Origin of the sequence: Flavobacterium sp. A45 (assembly GCF_002001005.1) — a bacterium.
Classification (GTDB): Bacteria; Bacteroidota; Bacteroidia; order Flavobacteriales; family Flavobacteriaceae; genus Flavobacterium.
Genome location: NZ_MUNX01000086.1, coordinates 1 through 17,428, shown reverse-complemented (window position 1 = coordinate 17,428; position 17,428 = coordinate 1). Strand labels below are relative to the sequence as shown.

Genomic DNA, 17,428 nt, shown 5'->3' with positions numbered 1-17,428 from the left:
ACGGGCGTTATATCTTAAAAACTTTAACATTGTATTGTAATTATATTCAGCTATTTAAACGCTTTATTTATAAAAATTTAAATATATGCTTAAAGGTATTTTTGTAGTATATTCATGTAAAAATTGAAAAATTATACTACTTTTGAGGTCAATAAACTCTATGAATGAGTTACTAATTTAAAAACAAAAGATATGCGATCATTAAAAATTTTATTGTTAAGTGCTTTCATAGTATTAGTATCTAATGCAGTTTCAGCACAAGCTTGGGGTGTTAGAGCAGGGGCCAACATTTCTAATATTAGTGGAAATGGTTTGGACACAAGTGCCAAAACAGGTCTTTATGTTGGTGTTTATAAAGAAATCCCATTGATAAAGAGTTTACTTTTTATACAACCAGAATTACAATACTCTCAAGAAGGATTTGAGACTGATAATTTTGAAGACACTAAGATCGATTACCTTACTGTGCCTGTTTTAGCAAAAATATATGTTGTTAAATTATTAAGCTTTGAAACAGGACCACAATTTGGTTTTGTAGTTTCAGACAATGTTGACTATACAGATGTAAACAGTTTTGTGCCTTCATGGGCTTTTGGAACGTCTCTTAACCTACCTCTTGGATTGTCTATAAATGCTAGATACATCACAGGTCTGGATGATACTTTTGAAAACATCGATGCTAAAAATCAAAATTTTCAAATAGGAGCCGCTTTCCAATTTTAAAAAAACACCAACCTACCACCTAAAAGTTGCCTTAAAGTTCATTTCTTTAAGGCAACTTTTTTTTGTACATTTATAGTAGTCTCAAATAAACACTTCCTCATGAGAAAATCTATTTTGTTGCTTATCCTATTTATTTTGGGCTTCTCATTTTCTTCTATTTCCTGTAAAAAGAAGGAAGATGCTAATTTAAAATTGCCTCATAAGATCAATGCCTTCAGCAAAGTAAAGAGTCTAGCTCCTTTTGACAGTACTCTGGTCAGCTCCTTTTTTACAAAATATCCAGACCTTCAAAAATACCAAGAAGAAACAACCGAATTGTATCGAAAACGCAACTATCAATACATTTGGTTTGACACCAAAGGCATCTTGGAAGTAAGTCATTTGTTGTATAACAAATTAAACAATATGGAAGATGAAGGAATTAAAGCCACTATTCCATACAAAGAAAAGTTGGACTTCCTTTTTCAGAATGCGCTTGAAAATCAAAGCGCAAATGTCAATGATGAATTATTGATTACATCTCTTTATTTTTTTTATACCCACAAAGTTTTAAAAGGAATAGACGACAAAAAAATTGCCGAATTGGGTTGGTATCTACCTCGAAAAAAACAATCCTATGTAAACTATTTAGATTCAATTATTGCCAATCCTTCTCTGATTAATAAAAATGAAAAAGAAGTATTGAATGAGTATTACAGCCTAAAAGAAGTACTTCATAAATACAGAAAGATTCAAAAAGAAAATTCCTGGAATCCCATAGTACTGGATTCCAGCACCACTGCTTTGAAGCTTGGCGATTCTTCACAAACCATTGCACAAATCAGACAACGCTTGTTTATTCTGGAAGACATCGCAACTGACTCCAAAAGTGCCATTTACGATGACGTTCTTGCTACTGGAATCAAAAAATACCAAAAGCGTAATGGTCAACTCGAAAATCAAACGATTACCAAAAAAACCATATCCTCTTTAAACATCCCAATTGAAGATCGTATTAAAACCATTACCGTCAATATGGAACGTTGTCGATGGATCGATGTTGATGTCGCAAAAGCCAAAGAGCTAATCGTGGTTAACATTCCTTCGTATCGACTGACCTATTTCAAGGAAGGAAAACCTGTTTTGATCTCGAATGTGGTCGTGGGAAAAGACATGAACAAAACCGTGATTTTTAGTGCCGATATGCGTTATATCGTTTTTAGTCCCTATTGGAATGTTCCCAAAAGTATTATCGCAAAAGAAATCAAACCCGGCATTGCCAAAAACCCAAACTATCTTGCCCAACACAATATGGAATGGAACAATGGCACTGTTAGACAAAAACCAGGGCCTAAAAATTCATTGGGTCTAGTGAAATTTTTGTTCCCCAATTCGAACTCAATTTATTTGCACGACACACCTTCAAAAAGTTTGTTTAACGAAGAAAAAAGAGCTTTTAGCCACGGTTGCATACGAGTTGCGAAACCTGTGGAACTAGCTAATGAAATCCTAAAAGACGATAAAAGCTGGACTCCCGAAAAGATTGATGCCGCCATGCATAAAGGCAAAGAATCCTGGTATACGCTCAAGAACAAAATTCCGGTTTACATTGGCTATTTTACCGCGTGGGTGGATAACGAGGGGGTTATTCATTTTTATGACGATGTGTACCAAAGAGACGATCGATTAGCAACGATGCTGTTTGAGGAATAACCTTGAATTAAGAAATAGCCCACGGATTTTACTGATCAAACGGATTTATACAGTTTGTTTATTCCCGACTCAAAAGACTATATAAAAGTCCCGTAAGAAATCAGCTAAATCCGTGATATCAGTGGGCAATTTACCATTGCAAAATTAAACTAACATGATCCCAATATGAATCTAGAATATTCAAACCTCAACATAAAACAAATGAGGCTGTCTTTTTGGGACAGCCTCATTTGTTTCATTTACTTATGGTTGTAATGCCTTAATGCGCTTTTTGTTTATCGAATGTAGTGTTTAGTACTTTTTTGATTTTATCCAAAGCTCCGTTGAATGCTTTCTCTATAGAATCGGCGTGTTCTGTAACGGCTATGGGTTGCATATTGGCTGGGCGCGCTTCGATAAGGCAACGTTTGTCTCCAAAACCGGTCTTAGCACTGTTCTCATCACCAAAATGTACTTCTACACGAGTCACTTTATCATCAAAACGGGATAATACTCTTGTGATTTCAGTAGAAAAATAAGATTCTAATCTTTCACTTCCTTCAATATTCTTGTCTGTGTTGATTTGTACTTTCATATTATGTTATTTATTAATTTTTAATGCTTATTCTCAAAGTTAAAAATTATTCCCTAAAACAGTCTCGTTTTAGCAAAACATTATGAAAGAAAAAAGTTGTTTTTTTTGAACGTTGTTGCGGCGTAATACGATCATGGCATAACAATTTAAAACTGCTACTCAAAGTTAGACAATTAGCTCAAAACCGTCAAATTTGGAGTTGTTAACGTCATGTATGGACTTATCGATGACAAATTTGATGTCTCGAAGGTCAAATATGGAGCTACATAGCCTCAAATTTGACGTTTTAGATACTTTTTAAGTTAAAAAAAACACTGTTAAAAGAAACCAATTTATTAATTAAGATTTTTAGCTACTTCCTTAATCTATTTATTGTTTATTTAAGTTTATTGCTGTTTTTGTTAATTAAAAAAAAAGCTATTTAAGTTTTTTGCCTGTTTTCTTAAATAACGCTATATTTGTTTAAGTTTTTAAATCATCAAAATGGAAACATTCATCTCAGGAAAATATATCAATCAAGGATACTACAAAAGTTTCCAACCCAATATTATTCAAAAAAATTGGATATTAAATGATATGGAAGTTATTCGGTTGCTAAGTAAAGCTGATAGACATTTAGGAAGGTTAGATATGTATTCAGAATATGTAAACATCGATTTGTTTATCAGGATGCACATTGCCAAAGAAGCTACTCAATCTTCAAAAATTGAAGGTACTCAAACCAATATGGAAGAAGTTTTTCTAAATAAAGATGAAATTTCATCTGAAAAAAGAGCCGATTGGGAAGAAGTTCAAAACTATATAAGTGCAATGAACGAAGCGGTAAAACTTTTAAACCAACTTCCTTTTTCATCACGACTTATCAAACAAACCCATAAAATACTTTTACAAGGGGTAAGAGGTGAACACAAATTGCCTGGTGAATATCGAAGTAGTCAAAACTGGATTGGTGGCGCAAGTATTAGTGATGCAACTTTTATACCTCCTATTCATTCTAGTATTAATGAGTTAATTTCTGATCTAGAAATATTTGCAAACGACGAAATATCGCCTTTACCCGATTTAATAAAAATTGCAATTATACATTATCAGTTCGAAACAATTCATCCTTTTCTAGATGGAAACGGTAGAGTAGGCAGATTGCTTATAACTATATATTTAGTAAGTAAAGGAATTTTAAAACAACCCATATTATATCTTTCTGATTTTTTTGAAAAAAACAGAATGCTCTATTATGATAATTTAATGCGAACTCGGACCCACAATGACATTAACCAATGGTTAAAATTTTTCTTAACTGGAATTATTGAAACTGCAAAAAAAGGAGTAACCACCTTCGATGGTATCTTACAACTGCAAAAAAGTCTAGAAGAAAAACTAAAATCATTAGGTAATCGCAATATTGATGCACGCAAAGTAGTCGATTATCTCTATACACAGCCTATCATAGAAGTTTCAAAAGTAGAAGAGCTATTGCAAAAATCATCTGTCACTGCTTATAAGCTTTTGGCAGATTTAGAACGGCTCGATGTTATAAAAGAAATATCAGGAGCACAACGGAATAAATTGTATGTTTTTAAAGATTATTTAGATTTATTCAATCAAGATTAACATTCATCGCATTTAAGTACAAAAAAACGCCAATCTTTCGACTGGCGTTTTCAGTTTATAAAAGGTTTATTCTAATTTTCTTCTTCTAAGTTTTCAATTTGTTTTTCTAAAGCGATATCTGTTTTAATTCTCTTGACAGTTTCTTTGCGGGTAATCAGTAGTGGAATGGCAACTCCTGCGGCCAAGGCCAAGATGATAAACAAAGCCGAAAGTCCGTTGTTTACCGTTTCAAAAAAGAGTTTTGGATAGACATCTGGGTCTTTTTCGGCGGTTAATTTCATTACTCCTACCATGGCTTTGTAGGCAAAAAATCCAGGAATCATAGGTATTAATGCCGGAAGCGCAAAGGTCATGGGTGGTGCTTTACGGTAATGTGCCGCCAAGACACTTAAAAAACCAATTAGGCTCGAACCGCATAAGGCTGCAAAAACTAATCCTATTTCAAGTGAAATTAAATAAAATTTGAGCAATCCGCCCAATGCTGCGATGATATATATAACTCCTAAAGTACGGCGAGGCACATTGAACAAAACGGCAAAACCGATACCTGCACAACCCAGCCATATTCCTTTTTCTAATAATGCAAAATCCATTTTAGTGTAAATTAAAAATTAATAATGAAACCATCAATCCTAATGCAATGGCAAAAGCGATAACCAAAACGTTTACGCCTCTGGTGGTTCCGTTTAATATGTTTCCGTCAATCAAATCCGAGAAGGAATTAATCATAGGCACTCCAGGAATTAAAAACAACACCGAAGTGGATAAAGCATGTATAAATTCTCCTTCGGGATTTAGAAACGAATAGAGTCCTACCAAGAACGAAGAGGTTAAAGCTGCAAAGAAAATGCACACATAAAAATTGAATTTGAGTTTCATGGTTTCCTGTCTCACAAAAAGTCCTAAGAAACTTCCAGAAAAACAAAGTATCATTTCGATTAATCCACCACCGAACAATCTACAAAAGGAAGCTCCTGCCAAGGCCACCAAAAACAAAACTGCAAATCTTGGATATAATGGTTTTCGGTCCAGTAATTTCATTTCTTTATTGATGCGCTCCACAGACCATTTTTCTTCCACAATTTTCCAACTCATCGTACTGATATCCGAAATGAGATTGAAATTGAGGTGCATATTGGGCACCCATCTTACACTGGTGAAGGTTTTGATTTTGTCTTTATACGTCAAAGTAATCATCAAAGCATGATTGGTAATCATTAAATCCGAGTCACAGTCAAAGGCACTGGCAATTCTGCTGATAGTAACTTTGACGCGTTCGGTATTGGCTCCTGAAACCATGAGTAAGGAACCTATTTCCAGGAGCATTTCTCCCAGTTCATATTTGTTTGGTTTTGCAACAATTTCCATATAAATGTGGCTGTTAATTTTACTCTCAAATTTACTCTTTTAACCCCGAAAAAACGTTGATTAAACCCCGAAAGCATTAATTTATTTGGAAAATAAATAACAAGTGATTTCTATCGATTTCGCCTGTGGGTAAGGGTGAAAAAAGAACTTAAATTGGGAATGACAAGGTATTGTTGTAGTTACTATTTGGGTTTTTGGAGGTAATTTTTGGGGTCATAAAACGAAAAAAACGTCAGCCTGACCACTGACATTTATCAAAAGCGCATTTTTTTGGGTGGAATTTTGTCTAATTATTGCTTTTTTACAGATTTAAAAAGGATATTTTAATCTTTTGGATAAATGAAATCTTCTTATGAAAAGGCATGCCCTAGCCCTGATGGGAGCGAAAAGCCTTTTGAAATAAAATGCCCTTTTTCTTGAATAAAAAGAGCGACCAGCGGAAGCTCCTTTTTATTCTTAGAAAAAGGGCGTTTTATGAAAAAGCTTGCAGCCTACAGCAGGATCAAGCTCCGTATTAAACTATGGATTACTTATTGTGGCAATGTTGTGAATCCCATATTGTATAGCGTAAAGGCTTGTATGTCGCAGATTTCCTGAATGGTTGCCGCGAGTGATTTTCCAGCGCCGTGTCCTGCGTTGATATCTATTCTAATTAAAACGGGGTTGGTTCCTGTTTGTTTTTCCTGTAATTCGGCAGCAAATTTAAAACTGTGCGCAGGAACTACCCTGTCGTCGTGATCGCCCGTAGTAACCAAAGTAGCAGGATATTGAACCCCTGTTTTCACATTTTGAACTGGGGAATATGATTTTAAGTACTCAAACATTTCTTTGCTGTCTGCCGAAGTTCCATAATCGAAAGCCCAACCGGCTCCAGAGGTAAAGGTGTGGTAGCGCAACATGTCCATCACGCCCACGGCCGGCAATGCAACTTTCATCAAATCGGGACGTTGGGTCATGGTAGCTCCCACCAATAATCCGCCATTGGATCCACCACGGATGGCTAGAAAATTGGACGAGGTGTATTTTTGGGCAATTAGGTATTCGGCTGCAGCGATGAAATCATCAAATACATTTTGTTTTTGTGTTTTGGTTCCTGCATCGTGCCATTTTTTGCCGTATTCCCCACCTCCGCGAAGGTTGGCCACTGCATAGATTCCGCCATTTTCCATCCAAACTGCATTGGAAACGCTGAAACTTGGCGTCAAGCTGATGTTGAATCCACCGTATCCATAAAGAATGGTTGGGTTGTTTCCGTCGAGTTTCAGACCTTTTTTGTGGGTGATTATCATTGGAACTTTGGTTCCGTCTTTGGAAGTATAAAACACTTGGGTAGAAACGTAATCTTCGCTTTTGAAATCCACTTTTGGCTGAGCATAAACCGCCGATTTTCCTGCTTTTGGTTCAAAAGAATAAATCGTTCCCGGTGTAATATAATTGGTAAACGAATAATAAAGGGTTTTCTCCTCTTTCTTGCTTCCAAATCCAGTGGCTGTCCCCAATCCCGGCAATTGAATTTCGCGCACTAATTTCCCCGAGTAATCGTATTGCTTCACAATCGACACCGCATCTTTCATATAATTGGCGAAGAAATACCCAGCTCCTGTTGTTGGCGTCAAAACGTTTTCCGTTTCAGGGATAACGTCTTTCCAGTTCTCTGGTTTTGGATTGCTAATATCTACACTCACTATGCGTTTATTGGGAGCATTTAAGTCGGTTTCTATAAATAATTTTCCGCCTTCGTTTTCTATGATGTTGTTGTCACTATTAAAATTGTCTACAATCGTTATAATAGGACTGTTGGGTTTGGTCAAATCCTGAATATACAATTCGTTTCCGTAAGTGGAATTGGCAGCCGAAATCACTAGATAATGATTGTCTTCGGTTACGCCTCCGCCTACATAACGACGTTTTTGGTCTGCACCAAAAATTACTTGATCGTCTTTTTGAGCCGTTCCTAATTTATGGTAATACAATTTATGCTGATCCGTTTTAGCTGATAGTTGACTTCCTTTTGGTTTGTCATAACTGGAATAGTAGAATCCTTCGTTTCCTTTCCAAGCAATTCCGCTAAATTTAACATCCACCAAAGTGTCTTCCAATTTTTTGAAGTTGTTGACATCCATCAAAATTACTTTTCGCCAGTCGCTTCCGCCTTCGGAAATCGAATAAGCTACTTTGGAACCATCTTTGGAGAAATCGACTCCGCCCAATGAGGTTGTTCCCAGTTTTGAAAAAGTATTTGGGTCTAAGAAAACTTCTTCTTTGCCTTTGGCGTCTTTACGATACAAAACGGACTGATTCTGCAAGCCGTTATTTTTGTAATAATAAATGAAATTCCCTTCTTTGAATGGTGCGCTTATTTTTTCGTAGTTCCAAAGTTTTTCAAGCCTGGCTTTTAAAGCATCCCTAAAAGGAATCTTTGCCAAATAATCGTAGGTTACTTTGTTCTGTTCTTTCACCCAAGCACCTGTTTCGGCCGATTTGTCATCTTCGAGCCAACGATAGGGGTCGCTTACTTTGGTGTCGAAATAAACATCAACTGTTTCCCCCTTTGCAGTTTTGGGATAAGTTAATGGAGTTGCTTTTTGGCTTTGCCCCAAAGTAGCCAATGAAGTAGATACAGCCATCAGAAATAGGATTTTTTTCATTTTGAAGTTAGTTTAAGTACCTAACAAAAATAGGAAAAGTTTTTATGAAGCTGAAGTAAAAATACTTTGTCTAACAAAACCGCAATTTTACTTAAAAAAAAGCAATTTAAAACAGCTAGTCTTTTTATTATTCAAATATTACAACAACTGGAAATCAGTATATCTTAACTCAAATTGTTTAATTTTTTCTTAAATGAGTTAAATATAACTTTAATAGATTGCTTTTTGTTTTAATAGGATTATTATGTAAATTTACCAAACTTAATTGTAATAATAAAAGTATGAAAATAATAAAATTAGCATTAATCACACTATCATTAATCATCTTTTTCGGATGTTCAACAAGTAGTGATTCCAATGGAAATTCTCCAACAATAATAGCTCCAGTACCTCCTACCAATTTAATAACAGCAGTTTTTTCAACAACCCAAATCAATTTATCTTGGACTGATAACTCCACCAATGAAACTGGATTTAAAATAGAACGAAAAACAAAAACAGGTGATTATACCATTGTTGGCACCGTTGCAGCTGATGCCCTTACATTTAGCGATACTAGCTTAACACCAAGCACTACTTACATTTACCGTGTGTATTCGTACAATTCGGCTGGAAATTCCTCTTCTTATTCTAATGAGGCTTCCTTAACAACTGGCTCACCAATAGTGCTTCCTACATTAACAACTTCAATAGTATCGTCAATAACCCAAACAACTGCCTCATGTGGCGGATCCATTTCAAATGATGGAGGAGCTCCTGTAACTGATAGGGGAATCGTATGGAGCACTAGCCCTAACCCAACAATAGCCTTAACCACAAAAACGAATGATGGTATATCATTAGGGACATTTACAAGTGCTATTACAGGACTTACTGGCAATACTACCTTCTACGCAAGAGCATATGCAACCAATAGTATTGGTACAAATTATGGTAATGAAGTAAGTTTTACAACAACAAACCCACAAGCCAACATCGCAACAGACATTGATGGTAATTCTTATGATTTGGTGACTATATGCAACCAAACTTGGTTGAAATCAAATTTGAATGTTACAAAATACCGCAATGGAGATGAAATTCCCCAAGTAAGTGACGCTGCTCATTGGGCAGTATTAACAACTGGGGCTTGGTGTTATTATGCCTATACTTCTTCAAATGGCACGACATTCGGGAAATTATACAATTGGTATGCTGTAAACGACCCAAGAGGATTAGCGCCAGCGGGTTATCACATCCCCTCTGATGCAGAGTGGACAACTCTTGCCAATTGTTTAGGCGGCGAAACCATTGCAGGAGGAAAGATGAAAGAAACAGGCTTCGCGAACTGGAAAAGTCCTAATACAGAAGCAACTAACAGCAGTGGTTTTACCGGTCTTCCTGGAGGTTATATGGACCGCTTTGGAACGTCATGTACTGGCAACTCCTTTGGTCACTGGTGGAGTTCGACTGAGGACAATGCACTAGAAGCATGGTATCGACCCCTCTATTACAATAACGGAACACTATATAGAGGTAATACGGCTGTTGCTCATAAATCCTACGCTTTCTCGATACGTTGTGTCAAGGATTAAACTTAAAATTTAGCCATGATGAAATTACCATGATTTAAAAGCATAAATATTATAAAGACAATTGTGCCGATACCATTTATATTAGTACAAAATGTAGATGAAAATATAAAAAAAACACACTTCTTAGTCAACTGAAAAAGGGAATTTGATTCTGAAAAACAGTTCAAGTATAGAAATTAATACAAAAAACCGTAACTACTATTTGAAAAGTAATTACGGTTTTTATTAGTGGAGAATATCGGATTCGAACCGACCACCTCTTGCCTGCCAGGCAAGCGCTCTAGCCAAATGAGCTAATCCCCCAATTGTGCCGCAAATATAACATATAATTATAGGAATATGCAAATTTCAAAAAGACTATTCTTCAAATCCAAAAATAATACCATTTTGCTTCGGTTACTTTTTTAACTTTACATCAAAATTAGTCTTATGCTTTCACCTGATAAAAACGGAACACTCTTAACAACCATAGAAAACAAAATCGCTACGGTGCAGTTTGGTCATCCAGCAAGTAACTCTTTTCCCAGAGTATTGTTGGATCGATTGACCAATGAACTTACTTTTTTGAGTGATAATCCCGAAATTTCAGTAATAGTTTTAAAAAGTGAAGGCAACGGGGCTTTTTGCGCAGGTGCTTCCTTTGACGAATTACTTGCGGTAAGTAATCTTGATGAAGGCACCCGCTTTTTCTCTGGGTTTGCCAATTTGATTAATGCTATTCGCTCTTGCAAAAAAATAATTATAGGACGTATTCAAGGAAAAGCTGTAGGTGGTGGTGTTGGTATTATTGCAGCCTGTGATTATGCTCTGGCAACCCAAGAAAGTGCTGTCAAATTATCAGAGTTGGCAATTGGTATTGGTCCATTTGTGATAGAACCTGCCGTAAGCCGGAAAATTGGAAAAACAGCAATGGCCGAAATGACTTTGGCCGCACACGAATGGAAAGCAGCTTCCTGGGCCCACCAAAAAGGATTATATGCCAAAGTGCTGGAAACCCAAGAAGAACTAGATCTAGAAGTGACCACTTTCTCCAAAAAACTGTCCCATTACAATCCAGAGGCACTTGCCGAAATGAAAAAAGTATTTTGGGAAGGAACAGCCCATTGGGACAGACTATTAAAGGAAAGAGCCGCCATTTCCGGTAAACTAGTCCTTTCTGATTTTACAAAAAACGCTCTAATTAAATAACAATGACGGCTTTCATTTTACTACTTCAAAAGGTAAACATTAACGAAAAAATTAAAAATGCTCCCGACGAAGGCTATCAAATAGGTGTTCTTATCGGTTCCTACTTACCGTTTGTTATATTGGTTTTACTAGCCTATTGGACTTACACTCGAGCCAAAAACAGAAAAGAGTAACTCATTAAAAACAACTTCTCTTTGAAAAAAATAATTCTTTTTGGTATTATCCTCTGTCTCCTTTTTTCCTGCCAGCAACAGGAACAACCTACAATCTCTTTTTATTATTGGAAAACTATTTTTAGGCTTTCGCCAAAAGAAAAAAACACCTTGACTACAAACGAGGTCAAGAGACTTTATATTCGGTATTTTGATATTGACTTAAGTTCGAAAACTCAAAAACCATTCCCAAGGACTCCTATTCGTTTCGAAGATATAACTTCTGGTTTTGAAATTATTCCTGTGGTCTACATCAAAAATAAGGTGATGCTGGACAAAAAATTAGATGTGATGGATTTGGCACAAAAAACAAATAGCTTCATTCAGCAAATCAACACCAAAAACAATATTACCATTCAGGAAATCCAAATCGATTGTGATTGGACTCTTGAAAGCAAAGACAATTATTTGCGTTTTATAGAAACTTTCAAAAAGGTTTCGAACAAAAAACTATCGGCTACTATTCGCCTCCATCAGATAAAATATTATAAAAAGACTAAAATCCCAAATGTGGATCGTGGAGTATTGATGTATTACAATATGGGAAAAATAGCGACCGATTCTTTAAATTCGATATACGATTCCAGCATTGCCAATCGTTATTTATCAAGTCTAAAAAGCTATCCTTTGCCTATAGACATTGCACTGCCTATTTATTCATGGGGAATTCACATTAGAGAGGGAAAAATAATTGGTTTAAGAAACAAAATTGATATCCATAATTTAAAAAATAGCAGTAGTTTTGTTCTTACAAAAAATAATCAGTTTGCTGTTTCAAACTCTACCTTTAATAATGGCATTTTTTACAAAAAAAATGACCAGATAAAAATAGAAACAATATCAGAAAACGATTTGCTAGAGATGGCAGGTAATCTTGAAGAAAATATTACTCAAAATCCGAAAGAAATTATCTTTTATGATCTTGACGAATTCAATTTAAAAAACTATGAAAAAGGCCTTTTTAAAAAAATTATTGATTGCTTTTAGTGCTCTTGCGCTTTTAGTCTATGGAACTATTTATGCTTGCGCTGATGGAGATTGGGGCTGGTCATTTGATTCCAACTTCACACCCGAAACTTTTGTGGACAAATCCTACTCTCCGCTTTTCCTATCCACCGATGTTTTTTATGGAATAGGTTTTGATACTGATCACCGTACACGATTCAACTCCGAGAACATAAAAGACTGGTCAACCTATCTTGAAGGTAAGATCGACGAAAAAGACTTGACCTTTTTCTTGACCGATTCAAGCAGTACAGATGTTGCTGATTTGGTGGTCTATTTCAAAAAGGGGAAAACAACCAAATGGACTGAAAAATGGAATAAAAAATTCAACCTAAACGATAACAAAATAAAAAACTTCCTAATGTTTTTGAATGATGCCCAAACTGTAGAAACCTATTCTACTCAACAATTTGATTCATGGAATTATGACGAAACGGTGAAGCCAGAGGTTTTGTCTGATAGCAATTGGATTAAATTATTGGTTAAAAAATACAGCGACACCAAAGACCCATTTTTAAAAAACAGGTATTGGTTTTTGATTGTAAAAGCTAATTTTTACAGTGACAAACCAGCAAATGGAATTACTTTCTTTAACCAAACCGAAAAATCTGCACCCAAAAATACTTTATATTACAGAGCATTAGCTTATGTAGCCGGAATAGAATACAAGCAAAAGCATTATGCCAAATCCAATTTTCTCTACAGTCAGGTTTTTGACAAATGCCCAACTATGAGAGTAGTTTCGGCCTATTGTTTTCATCCACAAGAACAAAAAGACTGGAAACAATCTTTGGCTATGGCTAAAACAGACGATGAAAAAGCGGCACTTTGGGCCATCCAAGGCTACTACAATGACGAAGAGAGAGCCATTGCAGAAATCTACAAACTGCAACCAAAAAGCCAACACCTAGACTATTTATTGACCCGATTAATCAATAATCAGGAAAATAAAATAGACCAATCTTTCAAAGACAAAACGGTACTTGAAAACAAAAAAAGAACCAAAGACAGCATTCAAAAATCAACAATCAATTTGGTTACCAAAATTGCAGAATCGGACAAAACATCAAAACCTTATTTATGGAATGTGGCTGCGGGCTATCTAGAAACACTAAACGGAAATTTCAAACAAGCCGACAAAAATTTTATTGAAGCCGAAAACAAAATGCCCAAAACTCCTTTGGCAATTGACCAAGTACGTTTGTTACGATTTGTAAATAATCTCAGTAAAATAGACCAACTGAATCCAGAAAACGAAAAAACCCTCTTGGCCGATTTATCTTGGTTGTATTTTGAATTGCCTAAAAATGCTGTTGAAAATTTTCGTTATGAAAATGCTTCCGCTTGGAGCAAAAACTATTTGGCGGCATTATACCGCTCTCAAAAAAATACCGTAATGACAGAAATTTTCAATCATGAATCCAACTTTTATGACAATGAAAAACAATTGCTAAACATGAAGGCTTTTTTATCCAAAGCAAATAAAACCGAATTAGAAAAAATTGGTGCTTCCACTTATGAAATAAAACTGGCTGACATCAATTATTTTCAAGCGGTTAAAGCCACTTTCGATAACAAAATCCCAGAAGCCATTGCTTTTATGAAACAATCAGACAAGCTTCAAAACACTGTTTTTTATGGGAATCCATTTCTTGGAAATATAAAAGACTGCCATGATTGTGATCATCAGGCCGCTCAAAAAAAGAAATATACTATGCTTGACTTCCTAACCATTATCCAAAAAATGCAGAGCGATATTGCTAAAAAAGTCGATGTGTACAACAACAGTCTTTTGCTCGGTCATGCCTTTTACAACATTACACATTTTGGCAACGGCCGACTGTTTTATGAAGGAAACATTGCTGGTTCTGGCTCAACTCCCGATTTTTTTAGAGATCCAATTAGAGACATGATTACCAATTGCTCTTTAGCGAAAGCCTATTATGAAAAAGCATTTTCTGCCGCTAAAAACAGCGAACAAAGAGCCAAAACCCAATATATGATGGCTAAATGTGAGCGTAACGATTATTACAACAAAAAATACTATTCACTTAATTTATCCACTTGGGACATTCAGGACGACCAAACAAACTTTATTGCTTGGCAAGGCTTCCAAAATATTAAGGCAAATTATTCAAAAACCAAGTATTACAAAGAAATCATCAATGAATGCGGGTATTTCAAGACCTACGTCCAAAAATAGTTCTAAAAATAATTTACTTCGGTAGCTAGCTTCTATCCCTCACGCATATCATCAAGATCTTTACTATAAACACAAGATGTTCTACTATGGAACTTCATCTTTGTCAAAGTTTTGAACTTTGACAAAGATTCACCTCTTGAGGACAGAACCAAGTATCAAATACAACATCAAGAATGTGCCATCGCCATACAAACAATACTAATCTTGGCTCCGGGAATTTTCAACAACGCTTTGGAACAGGCTTCGAGAGTGGCACCTGTAGTCAGCACATCATCAATTAGTAAGTAATGTTTATTGATGTCTTCTTCGGTGAAAGCAACATCAAAAACCGTTTCAATTCCTTCGGTTCGTCCCAAAAGATTTTTCTTTGATTGCGTTTTAGAATACACTTTCCGCTTTAGAATGGAATCGTTCATTGGAATTTTAAAATTCTCGGACAAGGCTAATCCAAAATTGGTAACCTGATTATAACCCCGTTCTTTCAATCGCTTTTTATGCAAAGGAACTGGAATAATTACGTCTACATTATTCACAATAGAATTGTTCTTCAGATCGGATGCATACCATTCGCCCAAAAAGCTTCCTATTTCTTCATGCCCTTTGTATTTCAAATTATGGATTATTTCCTGAACCATTCCTTTCTTATGAAAATACAATAATGCCGAAACGTGTTCGACCGGAATTCGACCATAAAACTTTTTGAATGCTTCATTTTCAGAATTCAAATGATGATTCGTAAGAGGCAATTCATGACGGCAAACCGTACAAATTATATATTCATTAGTACCTATAAATGATTTACAACCAGCGCAAACCTTTGGAAAAAATAAATTAATCAAGGAATTAAACATAAAAAAAATGATTTATCCATAAAAATAAGAAAATGCCCCCTTCAAACTTCATTTTTTTTCTTTTTTTAATTTCCCTTTTTATATTTTTGCACTATTATGGCAAAACAAGAAGATTTATTTAAGAATGTAGTTTCGCACGCAAAAGAATACGGATTTATTTTTCCGTCAAGCGAAATATACGATGGTTTAAGTGCAGTCTATGATTATGCACAAAACGGAGTAGAATTAAAAAAGAACATACGCGAATATTGGTGGAAATCGATGGTTCAAATGAACGAGAACATCGTAGGGTTGGACGCGGCAATATTGATGCACCCAACTACTTGGAAAGCTTCAGGTCACGTTGATGCCTTCAACGATCCATTGATAGACAACAAAGATTCCAAAAGAAGATACAGAGCCGATGTTTTGATTGAAGATTATGCTGAAAAGTTAAATCTGAAAGCAAAAAAAGAAATCGAAAAAGCGAAAGCTCGTTTTGGAGAGGCTTTTAATGAACAAGAATTCATCACAACAAACACTAGAGTTGTAGAATATCTAGCTAAAGAAAGAGAAATTCTGGAAAGAATGGGGCGTTCTTTAGGAGCTGGAGACTTGGAAGATGTAAAAGCATTAATTGAAGAATTAGAAATTGCTTGTCCTGAATCAGGTTCTAGAAATTGGACTGAAGTGCGTCAATTCAACTTGATGTTCGGTACCAAATTAGGAGCTTCTGCAGATACAGCAATGGATTTATACTTGCGTCCAGAAACGGCTCAAGGTATTTTTGTTAACTTCTTGAACGTTCAAAAATCAGGAAGAATGAAAGTTCCTTTTGGAATTGCTCAAACTGGAAAAGCGTTCAGAAATGAAATAGTTGCAAGACAATTCATCTTCCGTATGCGTGAATTTGAACAAATGGAAATGCAATTTTTTGTGCGTCCAGGTGAGGAAATGCAATGGTACGAACATTGGAAAACCACTCGTTTGAATTGGCATTTATCTCTAGGTTTAGGAAAAGAGAATTACCGTTTTCACGATCACGAAAAATTGGCTCACTACGCGAATGCTGCTGCCGATATCGAATTTAATTTTCCTTTTGGTTTCAAAGAATTGGAAGGAATTCACTCCAGAACTGACTTTGACTTAAAAGCACACGAAGAATTCTCTGGTAGAAAACTACAATATTTCGATGCTGAATTGAACCAAAACTATGTTCCTTATGTGGTGGAAACCTCAGTAGGTTTAGACAGAATGTTCTTGGCCGTTTTCGCTACTTCTTTAAAAGAAGAAACGCTAGAAGATGGTTCAACAAGAACTGTATTGAAATTACCAGCTGTTTTAGCTCCAACAAAAGCAGCCGTTTTACCATTGGTTAAAAAAGATGGATTACCGGAAATTTCCAAAAAAATAATCGATGATTTGAAATGGGATTTCAATGTGGCCTATGATGAAAAAGATGCAGTAGGAAGACGTTACAGAAGACAAGATGCTTTAGGAACTCCTTTCTGTATCACGGTGGATCACCAAACTATCGAAGACCAAACGGTAACCATTCGTCATAGAGATACGATGAAACAAGATCGCGTTGCTATCTCCGAATTAAAATCAATTATCGAAAATGAAGTTTCGATGAAAAATTGGTTGATGAAAATGTAATTATTTCATTATAAAATATTAAAAATGCTTCTCAATCGAGAAGCATTTTTTTTACTTATAAATCATTAAAAAACTCTTATAATTAAGCGTATATCTTTAGTTCACAATTGAATACTATTTAGTTTTTAAACAATTTTTAAC

The 17,428-nt window shown here is 35.5% G+C and carries 14 protein-coding genes and 1 tRNA gene; 9 read left to right on the top strand and 6 right to left on the bottom strand.

From position 1 onward, the window contains the following. The first annotated feature begins 192 nt into the window (after window positions 1-192). Window positions 193-723, top strand: coding sequence for a porin family protein (locus tag B0E44_RS10290; protein ID WP_077374032.1), 531 nt, complete (start codon window positions 193-195; stop codon window positions 721-723). A 99-nt stretch (window positions 724-822) separates the two neighbouring features. Next, window positions 823-2,415, top strand: coding sequence for a murein L,D-transpeptidase (locus tag B0E44_RS10285; protein WP_077374029.1), 1,593 nt, complete (start codon window positions 823-825; stop codon window positions 2,413-2,415). A gap of 259 nt (window positions 2,416-2,674) precedes the next feature. Here the strand turns inward: B0E44_RS10285 and B0E44_RS10280 are convergent, their stop codons facing one another. Then, the gene (locus B0E44_RS10280) at window positions 2,675-2,989 is read right to left on the bottom strand and encodes an HPF/RaiA family ribosome-associated protein (RefSeq protein ID WP_077374026.1); all 315 of its coding nucleotides are present in this window, start codon (window positions 2,987-2,989) and stop codon (window positions 2,675-2,677) included. A 483-nt stretch (window positions 2,990-3,472) separates the two neighbouring features. Here B0E44_RS10280 and B0E44_RS10275 point away from each other — a divergent pair, with 483 nt between their 5' ends. Further along, window positions 3,473-4,600, top strand: coding sequence for a Fic family protein (locus B0E44_RS10275; RefSeq protein ID WP_077374023.1), 1,128 nt, complete (start codon window positions 3,473-3,475; stop codon window positions 4,598-4,600). 71 nt (window positions 4,601-4,671) lie between these two features. On the opposite strand, the gene B0E44_RS10270 is transcribed toward B0E44_RS10275, so the two are convergent. From B0E44_RS10270 to B0E44_RS10260, 3 genes are all read right to left on the bottom strand, one after another. Further along, a complete protein-coding gene (locus B0E44_RS10270) occupies window positions 4,672-5,193 on the bottom strand; it encodes a threonine/serine exporter family protein (protein WP_077374020.1) in 522 nt (173 codons plus the stop codon). 1 nt (window position 5,194) lies between these two features. Then, window positions 5,195-5,968, bottom strand: a complete 774-nt coding sequence (locus tag B0E44_RS10265) for a threonine/serine exporter ThrE family protein (RefSeq protein ID WP_077374017.1) — start codon at window positions 5,966-5,968, stop codon at window positions 5,195-5,197. 530 nt (window positions 5,969-6,498) lie between these two features. Then, entirely contained in the window at window positions 6,499-8,595 is a 2,097-nt protein-coding gene (locus tag B0E44_RS10260; RefSeq protein ID WP_371594754.1) for a prolyl oligopeptidase family protein, read from the bottom strand. A gap of 302 nt (window positions 8,596-8,897) precedes the next feature. Here B0E44_RS10260 and B0E44_RS10255 point away from each other — a divergent pair, with 302 nt between their 5' ends. Beyond that, a complete protein-coding gene (locus B0E44_RS10255; protein ID WP_077374011.1) occupies window positions 8,898-10,190 on the top strand; it encodes an FISUMP domain-containing protein in 1,293 nt (430 codons plus the stop codon). A gap of 229 nt (window positions 10,191-10,419) precedes the next feature. On the opposite strand, the gene B0E44_RS10250 is transcribed toward B0E44_RS10255, so the two are convergent. Beyond that, window positions 10,420-10,493 (bottom strand) — tRNA-Ala (locus B0E44_RS10250). 126 nt (window positions 10,494-10,619) lie between these two features. Here B0E44_RS10250 and B0E44_RS10245 point away from each other — a divergent pair. From B0E44_RS10245 to B0E44_RS10235, 4 genes are read left to right on the top strand one after another with little or no spacing between them, the layout of a single operon-like run. Then, complete coding sequence (locus B0E44_RS10245; protein ID WP_077374008.1) at window positions 10,620-11,378, top strand: enoyl-CoA hydratase/isomerase family protein; 759 nt, start codon at window positions 10,620-10,622, stop codon at window positions 11,376-11,378. Window positions 11,379-11,380: 2 nt separating this feature from the next. Continuing rightward, window positions 11,381-11,551, top strand: a complete 171-nt coding sequence (locus B0E44_RS18810; protein WP_165688787.1) for a hypothetical protein — start codon at window positions 11,381-11,383, stop codon at window positions 11,549-11,551. 21 nt (window positions 11,552-11,572) lie between these two features. After that, window positions 11,573-12,577 carry a hypothetical protein gene (locus B0E44_RS10240; RefSeq protein WP_077374006.1) on the top strand — a complete coding sequence of 335 codons (1,005 nt, stop codon included), beginning with the start codon at window positions 11,573-11,575 and terminating at the stop codon, window positions 12,575-12,577. Then, a complete protein-coding gene (locus B0E44_RS10235; protein WP_077374003.1) occupies window positions 12,537-14,798 on the top strand; it encodes a hypothetical protein in 2,262 nt (753 codons plus the stop codon). Before B0E44_RS10240 ends, B0E44_RS10235 begins: the two co-directional genes overlap by 41 nt. A 167-nt stretch (window positions 14,799-14,965) precedes the next feature. Here B0E44_RS10235 and B0E44_RS10230 read toward each other — a convergent pair whose 3' ends face one another. After that, on the bottom strand, window positions 14,966-15,649 hold the full coding sequence (locus tag B0E44_RS10230) for a ComF family protein (protein WP_077374000.1): 684 nt from the start codon (window positions 15,647-15,649) through the stop codon (window positions 14,966-14,968). A gap of 96 nt (window positions 15,650-15,745) precedes the next feature. On the opposite strand from B0E44_RS10230, the gene B0E44_RS10225 reads away from it, so the two are divergent. Further along, on the top strand, window positions 15,746-17,287 hold the full coding sequence (locus B0E44_RS10225; RefSeq protein ID WP_077373997.1) for a glycine--tRNA ligase: 1,542 nt from the start codon (window positions 15,746-15,748) through the stop codon (window positions 17,285-17,287). Window positions 17,288-17,428 lie beyond the last annotated feature (141 nt).